General features: G+C 66.8%; 10 protein-coding genes. 5 read left to right on the top strand and 5 right to left on the bottom strand.

The genetic code is table 11. The features are described 5' to 3' along the window. The first annotated feature begins 152 nt into the window (after positions 1-152). Positions 153-2387, top strand: coding sequence for an NADP-dependent isocitrate dehydrogenase (locus Cte04_RS00470; protein WP_066470008.1), 2235 nt, complete (start codon positions 153-155; stop codon positions 2385-2387). A gap of 195 nt (positions 2388-2582) precedes the next feature. On the opposite strand, the gene Cte04_RS00465 is transcribed toward Cte04_RS00470, so the two are convergent. From Cte04_RS00465 to Cte04_RS00450, 4 genes are all read right to left on the bottom strand, one after another. Continuing rightward, on the bottom strand, positions 2583-4121 hold the full coding sequence (locus Cte04_RS00465) for a PepSY domain-containing protein (RefSeq protein WP_066470005.1): 1539 nt from the start codon (positions 4119-4121) through the stop codon (positions 2583-2585). Positions 4122-4131: 10 nt separating this feature from the next. Next, positions 4132-6288, bottom strand: a complete 2157-nt coding sequence (locus Cte04_RS00460; protein WP_066469998.1) for a TonB-dependent receptor — start codon at positions 6286-6288, stop codon at positions 4132-4134. 214 nt (positions 6289-6502) lie between these two features. After that, positions 6503-6883, bottom strand: coding sequence for a DUF2946 family protein (locus Cte04_RS00455; protein WP_066469995.1), 381 nt, complete (start codon positions 6881-6883; stop codon positions 6503-6505). A gap of 105 nt (positions 6884-6988) precedes the next feature. After that, entirely contained in the window at positions 6989-7492 is a 504-nt protein-coding gene (locus Cte04_RS00450; RefSeq protein WP_083526419.1) for a DUF192 domain-containing protein, read from the bottom strand. 670 nt (positions 7493-8162) lie between these two features. On the opposite strand from Cte04_RS00450, the gene icd reads away from it, so the two are divergent. Both icd and Cte04_RS00440 read left to right on the top strand, forming a co-directional pair. After that, positions 8163-9425, top strand: coding sequence for an NADP-dependent isocitrate dehydrogenase (icd, locus tag Cte04_RS00445; RefSeq protein ID WP_066469992.1), 1263 nt, complete (start codon positions 8163-8165; stop codon positions 9423-9425). Positions 9426-9610: 185 nt separating this feature from the next. Continuing rightward, positions 9611-12046 (top strand): membrane-bound PQQ-dependent dehydrogenase, glucose/quinate/shikimate family, encoded by a 2436-nt coding sequence (locus tag Cte04_RS00440; RefSeq protein ID WP_066469989.1) that lies wholly within the window; start codon positions 9611-9613, stop codon positions 12044-12046. A 122-nt stretch (positions 12047-12168) separates the two neighbouring features. Here the strand turns inward: Cte04_RS00440 and Cte04_RS00435 are convergent, their stop codons facing one another. Beyond that, on the bottom strand, positions 12169-12933 hold the full coding sequence (locus tag Cte04_RS00435) for a DsbA family protein (RefSeq protein WP_066471688.1): 765 nt from the start codon (positions 12931-12933) through the stop codon (positions 12169-12171). A gap of 102 nt (positions 12934-13035) precedes the next feature. Here Cte04_RS00435 and Cte04_RS00430 point away from each other — a divergent pair, with 102 nt between their 5' ends. Further along, positions 13036-13596 (top strand): retropepsin-like aspartic protease family protein, encoded by a 561-nt coding sequence (locus tag Cte04_RS00430; protein ID WP_066469987.1) that lies wholly within the window; start codon positions 13036-13038, stop codon positions 13594-13596. Positions 13597-13816: 220 nt separating this feature from the next. Beyond that, positions 13817-15178 (top strand): alanine/glycine:cation symporter family protein, encoded by a 1362-nt coding sequence (locus Cte04_RS00425; protein WP_066469984.1) that lies wholly within the window; start codon positions 13817-13819, stop codon positions 15176-15178. Positions 15179-15353 lie beyond the last annotated feature (175 nt).

Genomic DNA, 15353 nt, shown 5'->3' with positions numbered 1-15353 from the left:
ACTTGGAAAAAACCTTCTGGTTGCGCTTAGAATTTTGTATTGTGGGAACGCATTGCAAAAACATTGCATTCCTGCTGTGTCAGGCCCCATTGCGCAAACTCGGGATGCAGGCCCAAGGCACGCCCCACCTTTTTCACAACCTGAGACAAGAGATGAGCACGCAGCAACCCACCATCATCTACACCCTGACTGACGAGGCGCCCCGTCTGGCCACCAGCGCTTTCCTGCCTGTGGTTCGCGCTTTCGCAAACTCTGCCGGCGTCAATGTGGAAACCAGCGACATCTCGTTGGCCGGCCGCATCCTGGGCGAGTTCCCCGACTACCTGACCGAGGAACAGCGCGTTCCCAACAATCTGGCCGAGCTGGGCAAGCTCACGCTGACGCCCGAGGCCAACATCATCAAGCTGCCCAACATCTCGGCTTCCGTGGGCCAGCTGATGACGGCGATCAAGGAGCTGCAGCACAAGGGCTACAAGATCCCCAGCTATCCGGAAAATCCCACGACGGACGAGGAAAAGGAAATCAAGGCCCGCTACAGCAGGTGCCTGGGCTCGGCCGTGAACCCCGTGCTGCGCGAAGGCAACTCCGACCGCCGCGCGCCGGCCGCCGTGAAGAACTACGCCAAGAAGCACCCCCATTCCATGGGCGAGTGGAAGCAGTGGTCGCAGACCCATGTGTCCCACATGGACAAGGGCGACTTCTACCACGGCGAAAAGTCCATGACGCTGGACAAGGCGCGCGACGTGAAGATGGAGCTGATCACCAAGAGCGGCAAGACCATGGTGCTCAAGCCCAAGGTCGCGCTGCAGGAAGGCGAAGTCATCGACTCCATGTTCATGAGCAAGAAGGCCCTGTGCGATTTCTATGAAAAGGAAATCGAGGACTGCAAGGAGGCCGGCATCCTGTTCTCGCTGCACGTCAAGGCCACGATGATGAAGGTGTCCCACCCCATCGTGTTCGGCCACTGCGTGAAGATCTTCTACAAGGAAGCCTTCGAGAAGCACGGCAAGCTGTTCGACGAGCTGGGCGTGAACGTGAACAACGGCATGGCCGATCTGTACAACAAGATCGCCACGCTGCCCAACTCGGTGCGCGAAGAGATCGAGCGCGACCTGCACAAGTGCCAGGAAGACCGTCCGCGCCTGGCCATGGTGGATTCCGCCAAAGGCATCACCAACTTCCACTCGCCCAACGACGTGATCGTGGACGCGTCCATGCCCGCGATGATCCGCGCCGGTGGCAAGATGTGGGCGGCCGACGGCAAGCCCTACGACTGCAAGGCCGTGATGCCCGAGTCCACCTTCGCCCGCATCTACCAGGAGATGATCAACTTCTGCAAGTGGCACGGCAACTTCGACCCCCGCACCATGGGTACCGTGCCCAACGTGGGCCTGATGGCGCAGAAGGCCGAGGAATACGGCTCGCACGACAAGACCTTCGAGATCGCCGAAGACGGCGTGGCCAACATCGTCGACCTGGCCACCGGCGAGGTGCTGATGAGCCAGAACGTGGAGCAGGGCGACATCTGGCGCATGTGCCAGGTCAAGGACGCGCCGATCCGCGACTGGGTGAAGCTGGCCGTGACCCGCGCCCGCAACTCCGGCATGCCCGCCGTGTTCTGGCTGGACCCCTACCGTCCGCACGAAGCCGAGCTGATCAAGAAGGTCAACAAGTACCTGAAGGACCACGACACGACCGGCCTGGAAATCCACATCCTCTCGCAAGTGCGCGCCATGCGCTACACGCTGGAGCGCGTGGCCCGCGGCCTGGACACCATCTCGGTGACCGGCAACATCCTGCGCGACTACCTGACCGACCTGTTCCCCATCATGGAACTGGGCACCTCGGCCAAGATGCTGTCCATCGTGCCCCTGATGGCAGGCGGCGGCATGTACGAAACCGGTGCGGGCGGCTCCGCGCCCAAGCACGTGCAGCAACTGGTGGAAGAAAACCACCTGCGCTGGGATTCGCTGGGCGAGTTCCTGGCGCTGGCTGTTTCGCTGGAAGACCTGGGCATCAAGGAGAACAATGCCCGCGCCAAGCTGCTGGCCAAGACCCTGGATGAAGCCACGGGCAAGCTGCTGGACGAGGACAAGTCGCCTTCGCGCCGCACCGGCGAGCTGGACAACCGCGGTTCGCAGTTCTACATCGCGCTGTACTGGGCCCAGGCGCTGGCCGCCCAGACCGAGGACAAGGAACTGGCTGCCAAGTTCGCGCCCCTGGCCAAGACCCTGGCCGACAACGAAGCCAAGATCGTGGGCGAGCTCAAGGACGTGCAGGGCAAGGCCGTCGACATCGGCGGCTACTACATGCCCGACGTGTCCAAGATGGATGCCGTGATGCGCCCCAGCGCCACTTTCAACGCTGCCATCGCCGCAGTCGCCTGAACGTGGCCGAATCCTGCCGGCTTCCATACAGGATGCCGGCAGGGCGACAGGAAGAAAGCCGGCGGATTGCCGGCTTTTTTATGCCTGTTTGCTATGGTTGAAGAAGCTGCTTGCGGAGGCCATTCCTTGGTTTTAATGAATTAATCCATTGAAGCTATTGAGGGGCAGGCGCAGGCAGCTCCTGTTTTGAAAGCATCAATGCCGCACCGGAAGGCCCGCATTCCCCTGCCGGTGATGCGGGCGGAGCTTTTTGCGCAGCCTGCGCCAGGCCACCGCCACGCCCGTGCCGCTGAGCAGCAGACCGCCCAGGCTCAATGCGATCAGCACGCCGTCCCACAGCGGGCGGCGCTCGAGCAGCGGCAGCCAGTCCCAGCTGTGCAGCAGCGCAAACAGCCAGCGCTGGGTGCGCTGGCGCCGGTCCACCTGGCCCAGGGGCATGCCGGTGCGGGCATCGAGATGCAACCAGGTGCGCGCCTCATCGCCGTACATCACGCGCAGCACGGGCAGGGGCTTGCCCATGCCGCCGGTCATGCTGTGGTCGGCCCGGGCGTAGTAGTGGAAGTCGTAGTCCGTCAGCCACTGATGGCCGGTGATGGGTGCCTTCGACAGCCGTGCTGCGGCGGTCAGCAGCTGTTCCTTGCCATATGACAGGGCTTGGCCGGTTGCGGCATCGAGCACCTGCCGATCGCCATGGGCCCCATAAGCCACGACCTGAAGCCCGGAGTCCGGAGCCTGGCTCCAGCGCAGCTCGCGCACGCCTTGCAGCAGCGGGGACGCCAGCAGTTGCGCCGGTGGGGCAGCGCTCGACAGCGCCAAGCCGGCGGGCTGCCACAGCTTCATGTCCACCGCGCGCTGCGGGCTGTCGAAGATCTTCCAGGGGTTCATGGACATCAGCCCGCTGAAGATCCAGGTCAGCGTGACGGCCGCAAACAGCAGGCCCGAGACATGGTGCCAGCGCATCATGCGGCCCGGATAGGGCGTGCGCCGGCCGCTGCGGTAGCGCGTGGCAAAGCGCCAGCGCCAGATGCCGACCACGGTGCCGCTGAGCGCGAGCGCGATGCCGGCCAGCGACAGCCCGTTCACGGTATCGGCCCAGTAGCGGTCCCAGAGGCCGCCGCGCAGCGGATACAGCCAGTGCAGCCAGGCGCCCACATAGTTCCAGCCGCGCTCGGAGCGCGAGGCATCGCGCACCACCTGGGCGGTGCTGCCCGAGACATACAGCCGCGTGCCGGCCGCGTCGTCGAGGTCCACCCTGTGCAAAGGCCGGTGCGCGTCGAGATTGCGCGAATGGGTGAAGGCGTCCTCCGTGACGGTGCCGGCATAGGAAGGCTCTGCCTCTGCATAGTGGCGAGCCGTGGCCAGGGCCGCCTGCGCGTCGGTGGCCGCCAGCGGCTGGCCGGTGGCGGCATCGATGGCCATGGCAGTGCGTGCGCCTGAAGACGGGGACAGTGGCGTGGCCAGGTAGGTCGCGCGACCGGCGCTGCCCATGTTCAGGCGCAGCTGCGCCAGCGGCTGCTGCACGCCGGCCCTGCGCAGGGCTTCCTGCGGGGCCAGCAGCGCGGCGTCGGCGTGCAGCGCCGGCAGATGGCCCAGCCGCTCGGCTTCGGTGAGCTTGGGGTAGCCCACGTACATCATCACCATGCCCGACACGAACCACAGCGCAAACAGCAGGCACAGCGCCACGCCCAGCCAGCGGTGCAGCAGGAACAGCCAGCGCTTCAACGAGGCATGCATGGCTGCTCCTTCAGAAGGCGACGTGCAGGCTCAGCTCCGCCGCGCGCGCCGTGCCCAGATAGGCCATGGTGCTGGACAGGCTGGCCGCATAGACCTTGTCTGTGGCATTGCGCAGGCGTGCCTGCAGCGTCATGCGCGGATCGATCCGCCAGGCCAGGCCCAGGTCCAGCAAGGTATAGGCGGGCCAGTACTGGGTGTTGGCCGCGTCGCCGTAGATGCGACCGACATGGCGCAGGCCGGCGCTCAGCTGCAGCGCCGGAGTGAGCTGGTAGCTGGTCCAGAGATTGGCCACGGTGGCCGGCGTGTTGACCGGGCGCTTGCCGGCCATGGAGATGCCGCCTTGCCGGTAGTCGTCGTAGCGAGCGCGGTTCGCGCTCCAGTCGGCGCGCAGGCTCCAGCGCGGCGTGAGGGCCAGGCCTACGGCGGCCTCCAGCCCGCGCGAGGATTGCTGGCCCACCAGCAAGGTGCGCGTGGAGTCCAGAGGGTCCTGGGTGGCGATGTTGCGGCGCTGGATGTCGTAGGCGGCCAGCGTGGCCGTGCCCTTGCCCTGCCAGAACTGCCATTTGGCGCCCAGCTCCCACTGGCGCCCCGTGGTCAGGCCGGTGTTGTTCATAGCATCGGCAAACGAGGCCGTGGCCAGCATGCCCGAGGGCGGATCGGCCGCCGTGGCGAACTGGCCGTAGAGCATGGCTTCTGGCGTGAGCTGCCATACCAGTCCCACGCGCCCGGTGGTGGGCTGGTAGCTGCGCGAGAAGCTGGCCGGCATGCCGGGCGCCACGCTGCGCCGGTTGGTCAGGTTCAGGTCGATGCGCTCATGCCTCAGGGCCGTCACCAGGCTCCATGCATCTGTCAGCGCCGTGCGGTTTTCCAGGTACAGGGCGAGGTTGCGGATGCGGTTTTCCCGGTCGGCGTTGAAGCCCGGCTGCAGGCCCGAGCTGGCATAGAAGTCGCCCACGGTGAAGTCATAGGGGTTGACCGTGCCGATCGTGGCCGACGTGCTGTTGGGGTAGCGCGTCTGCCGGTTCACGCTGGCATCGAAGCCGAAGGCCCAGTCGCTGCGGTGGCCGGCCAGCTCGCTCCGGTAGCGGCCTTCCACGCGATCGCCCACCAGGTGCTGGTCGTGGCGCTGCAGCAGGGCGCTGGAGCGGATGACGGCGCTGTTGTCCGCGTTGAAGCGGTAGTTCTCCACGTTGCGGTAGTCGCGCAGCGCGCTGTAGGCATAGAAGGTATTGCTCCACTGCAGGCGGTCGCTGGCGCGCCATTCGGTGATGGAGCGCAGCCACTGCACCTGCTGAGCATAGAGTCCATCCGTGGCGTTGTAGTTTTTTTCGCGCGTGGCCGGGTCTATGGACACGGCGCCGGTGCCCGCGCCAGCGATGGGATTGCGCAGCGGCGTGCCCCAGTAGGGCCGGTCCACACGCTCGCGCTGCCATTCATAGGCCAGCGTGTGCGTGAGGCCGGAGCCGAGGTCGGAGCGCAGCGAAGCCGCCAGCTGCGTGGCATGGCGCTGCACGCCGTCCACGGCGCTGCCGCCTTCGCTGTGACTCAGGTCCAGGCGCAGGTCGTGGCGGTTGGTGGCATCCGGGCCACTCAGGCGGCGGTTCAGCCCCAGGCTGGCCTGCTTGCGGCCGTGGCTGCCCAGCGTGACCTGGCCTTCGGAAAAATCGCCGGGCTCGGCCAGCTTGGTGATGTAGTTGAGCGTGCCGCCCACGCCGCCGGCGCCGTAGAGAAAGCTCGATGCCCCGCCGATGGCTTCGACGCGGTCGTAGATCCAGCTGTCCACCGGGCGCGCGGCAATCGAATATTGCACATTGATGCCGTTGAACAGCTGGCTGACAGAGGCTCCGCTGAAGCCGCGCCAGCTCACGCCCGGATTGCCGGGTGGGCTGTAGGCGGTCACGCCCGGCACGGCGCGCAGCATCTCCTGGGTGTCCTGCGCGCCCGTGGCTTCGATGGTGGCGCGGTCGACCACCTGCACGCTGGCCGGTGTTTCAAGAATGCTCAGGCCCAGGCGGCTGCCGGTGCTGGCGCTCTGGCGCAGCGGCAGCAGGCCCAGCGGCGCTGGTGTGCTGCTTTCGGTGACCTGGACGGTGGCCAGTTCGGCCTCCGTGGGCGCCGCGCTGGCGCCGTGGGGGAAAGCCAGGACGCCGAGCGAACCCAGGGCCATGGCCAGCAGGCGGGGGCGATGGGCAATGGCAGCGGCAAAAGATGGACGAACGGAAACCGCAGCCGGGCGCAGCCCTGCCGCAATCCCTGCGGGGACGGAAAAACGGATCACGAAGAACTCCTGATCGGGCACGGGCCGACGGGGGCGCAGTGCCGGGAATGAGATGGCAGTCAGCGCTCGGCGCAGGCCGGGCTGATGCTCGGGAGAAAGGCGATCAGGAAAGGAGGGGAGGGCCGCGCGCCGGCAGCGGCGCCCGCGTGACCGAGGCGATGTGCGCAGCCGGCACGGGCCGCAGCGCATAGGAAAGCGATTGCTGGGATGCGCTCAGGCCTTGCAGGAGCAGCGGCGGCGGCGCGATGACCGAGAGGCACAGCGCGCAATCGATGTGATGGTGCGAGGCGCCCATCGCATCCTGGCTGCCATCGGCGTCCGCATCGGTGCCGACCTGCACCCATTTGACTTCGCCGCTGGCCGAGCAGACCAGCTCCATCGACTGGGGATGCACGAAAGGCGCGGCAATGGTGGCGCCCATGGTCAGGGCAAACCAGGCAAGAACCAGCCTGGAAAGCCAAAACGATGAGCGAAGCATGTGCATGGGCGACGATTATGGCAGCAAGCCATCGGGCGCCGCGTCCAGTCGGGGCACATCATCCAAAACCGGCGCGGCCCGTCTGCGAGGCGCCGGCCAGGGGAAAGCGACTCAGGGGGTGTTGAAGATTTTTCCGCCCAGCTTGGCCCCGGCCTTGATGCCGCGCTTGGCAAACCAGCCCTGGTTCATCTCCAGCACATAGCGCACGGGCCTGGCCGAGCAGTGCGAGTCATCGGTCTGCGGCTGCATGTCCGCCAGGTTCACGATGGTGCCGTCGTCGGCCACGAAGGCGGCGGTTAGCGGCAGCAGCGTGTTGCGCATCCAGAAGCACTGCACGCCCGGCACTTCGAAGACGAAGAGCATGCCTTCCTGCTGGGGCATTTCCTTGCGGAACATCAGCCCGATCTCGCGCTGCTGCGGCGTCACCGCCAACTGGGCATCGATGCGGAACATGCCGGCCGTCAGATCGGCGCGCGGCAGGTTCATCTGCGGCGCCGCTGCCTGCGCCATGGCGGGCGCCTGCGCAAAGCCGGCGGCCAGGGCCGCAGCCAGTAGCACAGAGCGTAGGGAGAGGAGGGAGTGCCTTGCGGCGGCCGATGGAGCGAAGGACTTCATGAGCGTGGCGATGGAAAAGCGAAGACAAGGAATGCGCAGGGATGTGGACAAGCACGAAGCCGCTAGCCTAATGCAGATGGCTGAACAACGGCTGAATCGGGCCGTGCCGTCTTCTATTTTCGGGCAACAAAAAACCCGCAGGGCCGGGCCGTTGCGGGTTTTTTGCGAGGGCGGCAGGCCGGTGCCCCGGCGCTGCTGCGCAGCCCTTACATGGCGGGCTTTTCTGCGGCGGGCTTCTCAGCCTTTTCCGCCTTCTTGGCGGCATGCTTAGTGTGCTTCTTGGCGGCGTGGTGCTTGGCTTTGGCAGGCTTGGCCGCGGGGGCTGCCGGCTCTGCTGCAGGAGCGGCTGCGGCGGCGGGGGCAGCCGCAGGAGCAGGCGCGGGAGTCGATGCGGCCTGTGCAAAAGCACCAGCGGCGAACGAACCAGCAATCAGGACAGCGAGTAGTTTTTTCATGTGTGCCAATTTCCTCAAAAGCGGGAAAGCCAGATATCAGGCTGAAATGCGATGCAGACCGTCTGCATCACGCCTATCTAACGGCAGGCGTGTCGCGCCGTTGACCGGTTTTTGCCGCCATTCCGGAAAAATTCTGTACCCATTGGTGACAGAATGGACGCAGCGCAGGCGGTCCGCCGCCGCAGGCAAATTCATGATTCAGGAGATTCGCATACATGAGCGGTAATCAGCACATCCAGGTGCCGGCGCAAGGCCAGAAGATCACGGTCAACAAGGACAGTTCGCTCAACGTGCCCGACCAGCCCATCATCCCGTTCATCGAAGGCGACGGCGTGGGCGTGGACGTGACGCCGGTGATGCGCAAGGTGGCCGATGCGGCTGTGGCCAAGGCCTATGGCGCCCGGCGCAAGATCCAGTGGATGGAGATCTTCGCGGGCGAGAAGGCCACGCGCATCTACGGCCCCGACATGTGGCTGCCCGAGGAAACCGTGGCCGCCGTGCGGGACTATGCCGTGTCCATCAAGGGCCCGCTGACCACGCCCGTGGGCGGCGGCATCCGATCGCTGAACGTGGCGCTGCGCCAGGAGCTGGACCTGTATGTCTGCCTGCGCCCGGTGCAGTATTTCAAGGGCGTGCCTTCGCCGCTCAAGGAGCCCGAGAAGACCGACATGGTGATCTTCCGCGAGAACTCCGAGGACATCTATGCGGGCATCGAATATGCAGCCGGGAGCGAAGGCGCGAAAAAGCTCATCGCCTTCCTGACCCAGGAGATGGGCGTCCAGAAGATCCGCTTTCCCGAAACCTCGGGCATCGGCATCAAGCCCGTGTCCCGCGAGGGTACGGAGCGCCTGGTGCGCAAGGCCATCCAGTACGCGATCGACAACGACAAGCCCAGCGTGACCCTGGTGCACAAGGGCAACATCATGAAGTTCACCGAAGGCGCGTTCCGCGACTGGGGCTATGCCCTGGCGCAGCGCGAGTTCGGCGCCGAGCAGATCGACGGCGGCCCGTGGTGCCGCCTCAGGAATCCGCGCACGGGCAAGGATATCGTGATCAAGGACTCGATCACCGACGCCTTCCTGCAGCAGATCCTCATGCGCCCGGCCGATTATTCGGTGGTCGCCACGCTCAACCTCAACGGCGACTATCTCTCCGACGCGCTGGCCGCGCAGGTCGGCGGCATCGGCATCGCGCCCGGCGCCAACATGTCGGATTCGGTGGCCTGCTTCGAAGCCACGCACGGCACGGCGCCCAAGTATGCGGGCAAGGACTACGTGAATCCGGGCTCCATGATCCTGTGCGCCGAGATGATGCTGCGCCACATGGGCTGGCGCGAGGCCGCCGACCTGATCGTGCAGTCGCTGGAGAAAGCCATCCAGAGCAAGCAGGTGACCTACGATTTCGCGCGCCTCATGGAAGGTGCCACCCAGGTGTCCTGCTCGGGCTTTGGCGACGTGGTGATCTCCATGATGGACTGAGCCGGCCAGGCCTCTTTCCGCGAACCGCACTTCGGTGCGGTTTTTTTCTGCCCGGTCGGACTTTCAGACTTTTTTACCTCGCCATGTAGTCCTTTGGCTGGCGTGAGTTGGCTGAAAAATATGGCGGCGCGCCGCGCGGCAAGAGCGTGCAATGAATGCATGTGTTTCTCGCACGAGGTGGGAATATGCCGTATGCATCGAATGGCTGGCGATGGTATGTGCGTGTGATCGCGTTGCTCATGGCACTGATGGGCCTGTTCATGGCCGTTGGCGGCGGCGTGCTGCTGCGCCGAGGGGGCAGCGGGTACTTCATCCTCATGGGGCTGGCGCTGTTGCTGTCGGCTGCCTTGCTCTATGCGCAGCGGGCCGCAGGAGCGCGCCTGTATGCGCTGGCCGTGCTGGCCACCATGGCCTGGGCCGTCTGGGAGGCGGGATGGGAGTTCTGGCCGCTGGTCTCGCGTGTGTTCACGTTCGCGGTGCTGGGCTTTCTGGTGGCCCTGGCCTATGCGCATCTGGAGCATGGCCGGCCCATCGTCGATGACCGCGGCGTGCGCCGCACCGCCTGGAGCGCCTCGCTGCTGCTGGGGCTGGGCATCGTGGCCACGGCGGTCAGCGCGTTCTCGCCCAAGGGCGTGATCGCGCCGCAGGCCGGTGCGGAGCAAGGCGCCGCGCCCTCGGCCGCTCCCGAGCTGACGGACTGGCGCGACTGGGGCCAGGGGCCGGAGGGCAACCGCTTTGTCGCCGCCGGCCAGATCGACAGGCACAACATCCGGCAGCTGGCCGTGGCCTGGACCGCGCAGACCGGCGATGTGCCGCAGAGCAACGGCTCGGGCGCCGAGGACCAGAACACGCCGCAGCAGATCGGCGACAGCCTGTATGTCTGCACGGCCTATGGCAAGGTGCTGTCGCTGGACGTGGACACGGGCGTGACCAAATGGCGCTTCGACCCCAAGGCCCAGTCGCCCAACTGGCAGCGCTGCCGTGGGCTGGGCTATTTCGACGGTACGGGCATGGCGGCCGCGGCCCCCGTTTCTGTCCCTGCTGCGGCAGCCAGCGGCCGGCGCACCGCCTCGGGCAGCACCGCGCCGGCAGTCGGCAGCAGCTGCCGCCGGCGGCTGTTCCTGCCCACCATCGATGCGCGGCTGATTGCGCTGGACCCCGATACCGGCCGGCCGTGCACGGACTTCGGCAACCAGGGCACGGTGGACCTGACCCAGGGCATGGGCGAGGTCAAGCAAGGCTGGTACCAGCAGACTTCGGCGCCGCTGGTGGCCGGCAACCTGGTGATCGTGGGCGGGCGCGTGGCCGACAACTTCTCCACCGACGAGCCCTCGGGCGTGGTGCGGGCCTTCGATGTGGTCAGCGGCCGGCTGGTCTGGGCCTGGGACCCCGGCAATGCGGACATCACCGGCCTGCCGCCCGAAGGCCAGACCTATACGCGCAACTCGCCCAATGTCTGGGCCGCCATGTCCTATGACGCCAAGCTGGGCCTGGCCTATATGGGCACGGGCAATGCGACGCCGGACTTCTATGCGGCCCAGCGCACGCCCGAGATGGAGAAGAACAGCTCGGCCATCGTGGCCCTGGACGTGCGCACGGGCAAGCCGCGCTGGATCTACCAGACCGTGCACCACGACCTGTGGGACTTCGACATACCGGCGCAGCCTGCGCTGGTCGATGTGCCCGACGGCAAGGGCGGCACTGATCCGGCACTGCTGCAGGTGACCAAGCAGGGCATGATCTTCATGCTCAACCGCGAGACCGGCGAACCCCTGGCCGAGGTGCGGGAGCTGCCCGTGCCGCAAGGCCATGTGGAAGGCGAGCGCTATGCGCCCACGCAGCCGCATTCCGTGGGCATGCCCAATATCGGCAACCAGCGGCTGCGGGAATCGGACATGTGGGGCGCCACGCCGTTCGACCAGCTGCTGTGCCGCATCGCGTTCAAGGGCATGGACCACCAGGGCGTGTTCACGCCGCCCGGCATGGGGCCGACGCTGCAGTTCCCGGGCTCGCTGGGCGGCATGAACTGGGGCAGCGTCGCCATCGACCCGACCACGCACACCATGTTCGTCAACGACATGCGCCTGGGCCTGGCCAACCACATGATTCCGCGCGCCGAGATGAAGCCCGGCGCCAGCGGCATCGAGATGGGCGCGGTGCCGCAGGACGGCACGCCGTTCGGCGCCATGCGCCAGCGCTTTCTGTCCCAGGCCGGCATTCCCTGCCAGAAGCCGCCGTTCGGTACCATGACGGCCGTGGACCTCAGAACGCGCAGGATCAAGTGGCAGGTGCCCGTGGGCACGGTGCAGGATACCGGCCCGCTGGGCATCCGCATGCATCTGCAGATTCCCATCGGCATGCCCACGCTGGGGCCGTCCATGGTCACGCAGTCGGGCCTGCTGTTCTTTGCCGGCACGCAGGACTTCTACCTGCGCGCCTTCGACAGCAGCACCGGCCAGGAGCTGTGGAAGTCGCGCCTGCCGGTGGGCAGCCAGGGCGGCCCCATGAGCTATGTCTCGCCCCGGACCGGCCGCCAGTACGTGGTGGTCACGGCCGGCGGAGCGCGCCAGTCCAGCGAGCGCGGCGACTATGTGCTGGCCTATGCCTTGCCCAGGCAGTAACCGGCCAGGCAGATTTTGCTTGCAAAAACAGAGCTGCTGGCGCTGGCCATTCAAGCATTTCAGAGGGTAAAGCCGGTGAAATGATGAATTGCCAGGCGCCAGCAGCTCATTTTTCAGGAGTCTCAGCGCTGCGGCAGTTCGCAGCCATCGGGGCCGCAGGCGCCCGCGTCGGGGCCTTGCCCCTCGGCGCCGTTGCCCAGTTCGCCGACCTGGCGGGCCCATTCGGCCAGCTGCGCGGTCCAGCCCGGCACGTCGCCGAGCCAGGGGCCGATGTCTATGCGCTGCACCGCGCGCTGGTCGCGCTGTTCGGGATGGTCGAATTCCAGCGCCAGCGTGGGAAAGCCCTGGCCCTGCACCATGCCCAGCCACTGGCGGCTTTCGGCGATGTGCTTTTGCGTGGCTGCGCCTGTCATGCGCGCATAGGCCGCGTCATAGGCCGCGGCGTCCAGGCCGATGTCGGCAGCCAGCTCGCGCAGCACGGCGGGCTCGCTGATGCGCCGGCCCTCCACGTAGTGGGCCTGCTGCTCGCGCGAGAGCATTTCGAGGCCCTTGCCGCCAAGCTCCTCGGCGGCCAGCAGAGCGGTGGTGGGCGGCTCGGAATCCAGCGGCGCGCCGATGTCGCCGAGCAGGCCGTCGAAATAGGCTTGGCCGAAGGGCTGGCCCGTCATCTCGGCGATGCGCCGGTCGCTGGCGATGACGTGGTCCCGCCAGTCCGGCGTGATCGTGCGGCGGTGGCTGCCTGTGAGCATGCCGCCCGCGTGCCACTGCACCGTGAGGCCGGGCACGCCGCGCGCGGCCTTGACCAGGGGCGCGGCCGCATAGCACCAGCCGCACAGCGGATCAAAGATGTAGTGGAGAACCAGAGGGGGCAGGGCGGTGTTGCTCATGGCGATGGGTTTCATGGAATCGATAGCGCCACTGTAACGGCAGGAAAAGGCCCTGGCGCCATGCAGGCACAATGCGGGCTGACCCGTACTCCCGTAAACGCCATGCGCCTGCAATCCTCGCCACCGCCCAAGCCCCTGCCGCCCACCATGCCCGGGGAGCCCACGCCGCAGTCGGTGGCGCGCCGCGGCACGCTGGCCTTTCTGGTGTTCTGGCTGGTGCTGATGGGCGTGGTCTACCTGGGCATGCAGCAGTACCTGCGCCCGGCCAGGGCCAAGGTGCTGGCCGACGGCACGGTGCGCATAGAGCGCGGGCAGGACGGGCATTTCCGCGTCAACGGCAGCGTCAACGGCCAGCCGGTGAAGTTCCTGGTCGATACCGGCGCCACCTCGGTGAGCGTGACCGACGAACTCGCGGCTCGCGCGGGGCTGCAGGGCGGCGAGCCCGTGCGCTTTCGCACGGCCAACGGCGAGCGCGAAGGGCGCATGGTCACGGCCGATCAGGTCAAGGTGGCCAATGTGGCCGTGGGCGGCGTGCGCGTGGGCACGGGCTACACGGGCGAGGACAGCGACGACGCGCTGCTGGGCCAGAACTTCCTGCGCTACTTCGACGTGCAGATCAGCGGCGACACCATGCTGCTGCACCCGCGCTCCCCGGGGCGATGAAGGGCCGACGGCGGCCTGCGGCGGCTGTTGCACGGCCGGCAAACCGCGGGCGGCGGGCCGTGCACCGCGAAGCGTTTACCAAGGCATGGGGCAAGGTGTTGGCGCCGTCCGGCCGCGGCGGGCCCGGGCCTGCATTAAAGTCTTGCGCCTTGCCGCACATGCGGGGCCAACGGGCCCTGCGCGCCCGCCGGGGCTGCGGTCCTGATCACAAAGACTTCCGATGGACTGGTTGAACCATATTTTCAAGACCCTGAACGATATCGTCTGGGGCGTTCCCATGATCGTGCTCATTCTGGGCACGGGCCTTTATCTGCAGCTGCGGCTGGGCTTCATGCCGCTGCGCAACATCGTGCATGGCTTTCGCATGATCTGGCGCAGCCGCCGCCCCGGCGACAAGGCCGACGGCGACATCACGCCGTTTGCCGCGCTGATGACGGCGCTGTCGGCCACCGTGGGCACGGGCAATATCGCCGGCGTGGCCACGGCCATTGCCGTGGGCGGCCCGGGCGCCCTGTTCTGGATGTGGATGACGGCGCTGCTGGGCATGGCCACCAAGTACGGCGAGGTGGTGCTGGCCGTCAAATACCGGGAGAAGAACGACCACGGCCAATGGGTGGGCGGCCCCATGTACGCGATCAAGAACGGCCTGGGCCCGCGCTGGAAATGGCTGGGCACGCTGTTTGCGCTGTTCGGCGGGCTGGCGGGCTTCGGCATCGGGTCCATGGTGCAGGCCAACGGCATTGCCTCCGCCATGCACAACGCCTTCGGTGTCGAGCCCTGGATCTCGGGCCTGGTGATCGCCGTGCTGACCGGCGCCGTGGTGCTGGGCGGCATCTCGCGCATCGGCGCCGTGGCCGAAAAACTGGTGCCGGCCATGTGCGTGGCCTATGTGGTTTGCGTGCTGTATGTGCTGGGCGTCTATGCGGACCGCATTCCCGGCGCGCTGGCGCTGATCCTCGAGCAGGCCTTCAACCCCACGGCGGCCACGGGCGGCTTCGTGGGCTCCACCGTGCTGATGGCGGTGCGCATGGGCGTGGCGCGCGGCATCTTCTCCAACGAGGCGGGCCTGGGCACGGCCGGCATCGCCCAGGCGGCGGGCGCCACGCGCGACCCGGTGTTCTCGGGCCTGATCGGCATGATGGGCACCTTCATCGACACCATCATCGTCTGCACCATGACGGGCCTGGCCATCGTGGTCAGCGGCGTCTGGAACTCCGGTGCCACGGGCGCCGTGCTCTCCACCCAGAGCTTCGAGGCCGCCATGCCCGGCGTGGGCAAGTATGTGCTGGCGGTTTCGCTGGCCGTGTTCGCCTTCACCACCATCCTGGGCTGGGCCTATTACGGCGAAAAATGCTGGACTTACCTGGTGGGCACGGTCTGCGAAAAGCCGTTCCGCATTCTCTGGACCATGGGCGCCTATGTGGGCGCCGTGGCCACGCTGGACTTCGCCTGGCTGGTGGCCGATACGCTCAACGCGCTGATGGCCATTCCCAACCTGATTTCGCTGCTGCTGCTGTCGCCCGTGATCGTGCGGCTGACGCGCGACTACTTCGCGCGCCGCGGCGTGGCTGTCGACTCCTGATAAAGGAGCGCGCGGCGATTGCTGTACAAGCGCTGAGGCCCGTTTTGCCTCCGAATGCGCTGCATGCGAGGCCCTCGCGGCGCCCGGCGGGCATGGCGGTGCGCGGGCTTTGGCCCGGCAACCGCCGCGGCGTGGCCGCATCTGCGAAAATACCGGCCTTTCCAAGGGAGGTCTG

The organism is Comamonas terrae, from assembly GCF_001544075.1.
In the GTDB taxonomy this organism is placed as follows: domain Bacteria; phylum Pseudomonadota; class Gammaproteobacteria; order Burkholderiales; family Burkholderiaceae_C; genus Comamonas; species Comamonas terrae.
Note: the sequence above shows the minus strand (reverse complement) of the source record. Positions and strands in the feature narration are given on the sequence as shown.

What these genes read in the sequence shown, in the direction of transcription:
- Cte04_RS00470 (WP_066470008.1), top strand. Translation starts at nt 153, where the DNA reads ATGAGCACGCAGCAACCCACCATCATCTACACCCTGACTGACGAGGCG.
- Cte04_RS00465 (WP_066470005.1), bottom strand. Translation starts at nt 4,121, where the DNA reads ATGCATGCCTCGTTGAAGCGCTGGCTGTTCCTGCTGCACCGCTGGCTG.
- Cte04_RS00460 (WP_066469998.1), bottom strand. Translation starts at nt 6,288, where the DNA reads ATGGCCCTGGGTTCGCTCGGCGTCCTGGCTTTCCCCCACGGCGCCAGC.
- Cte04_RS00455 (WP_066469995.1), bottom strand. Translation starts at nt 6,883, where the DNA reads ATGCACATGCTTCGCTCATCGTTTTGGCTTTCCAGGCTGGTTCTTGCC.
- Cte04_RS00450 (WP_083526419.1), bottom strand. Translation starts at nt 7,492, where the DNA reads ATGAAGTCCTTCGCTCCATCGGCCGCCGCAAGGCACTCCCTCCTCTCC.
- icd (WP_066469992.1), top strand. Translation starts at nt 8,163, where the DNA reads ATGAGCGGTAATCAGCACATCCAGGTGCCGGCGCAAGGCCAGAAGATC.
- Cte04_RS00440 (WP_066469989.1), top strand. Translation starts at nt 9,611, where the DNA reads ATGCCGTATGCATCGAATGGCTGGCGATGGTATGTGCGTGTGATCGCG.
- Cte04_RS00435 (WP_066471688.1), bottom strand. Translation starts at nt 12,933, where the DNA reads ATGAGCAACACCGCCCTGCCCCCTCTGGTTCTCCACTACATCTTTGAT.
- Cte04_RS00430 (WP_066469987.1), top strand. Translation starts at nt 13,036, where the DNA reads ATGCGCCTGCAATCCTCGCCACCGCCCAAGCCCCTGCCGCCCACCATG.
- Cte04_RS00425 (WP_066469984.1), top strand. Translation starts at nt 13,817, where the DNA reads ATGGACTGGTTGAACCATATTTTCAAGACCCTGAACGATATCGTCTGG.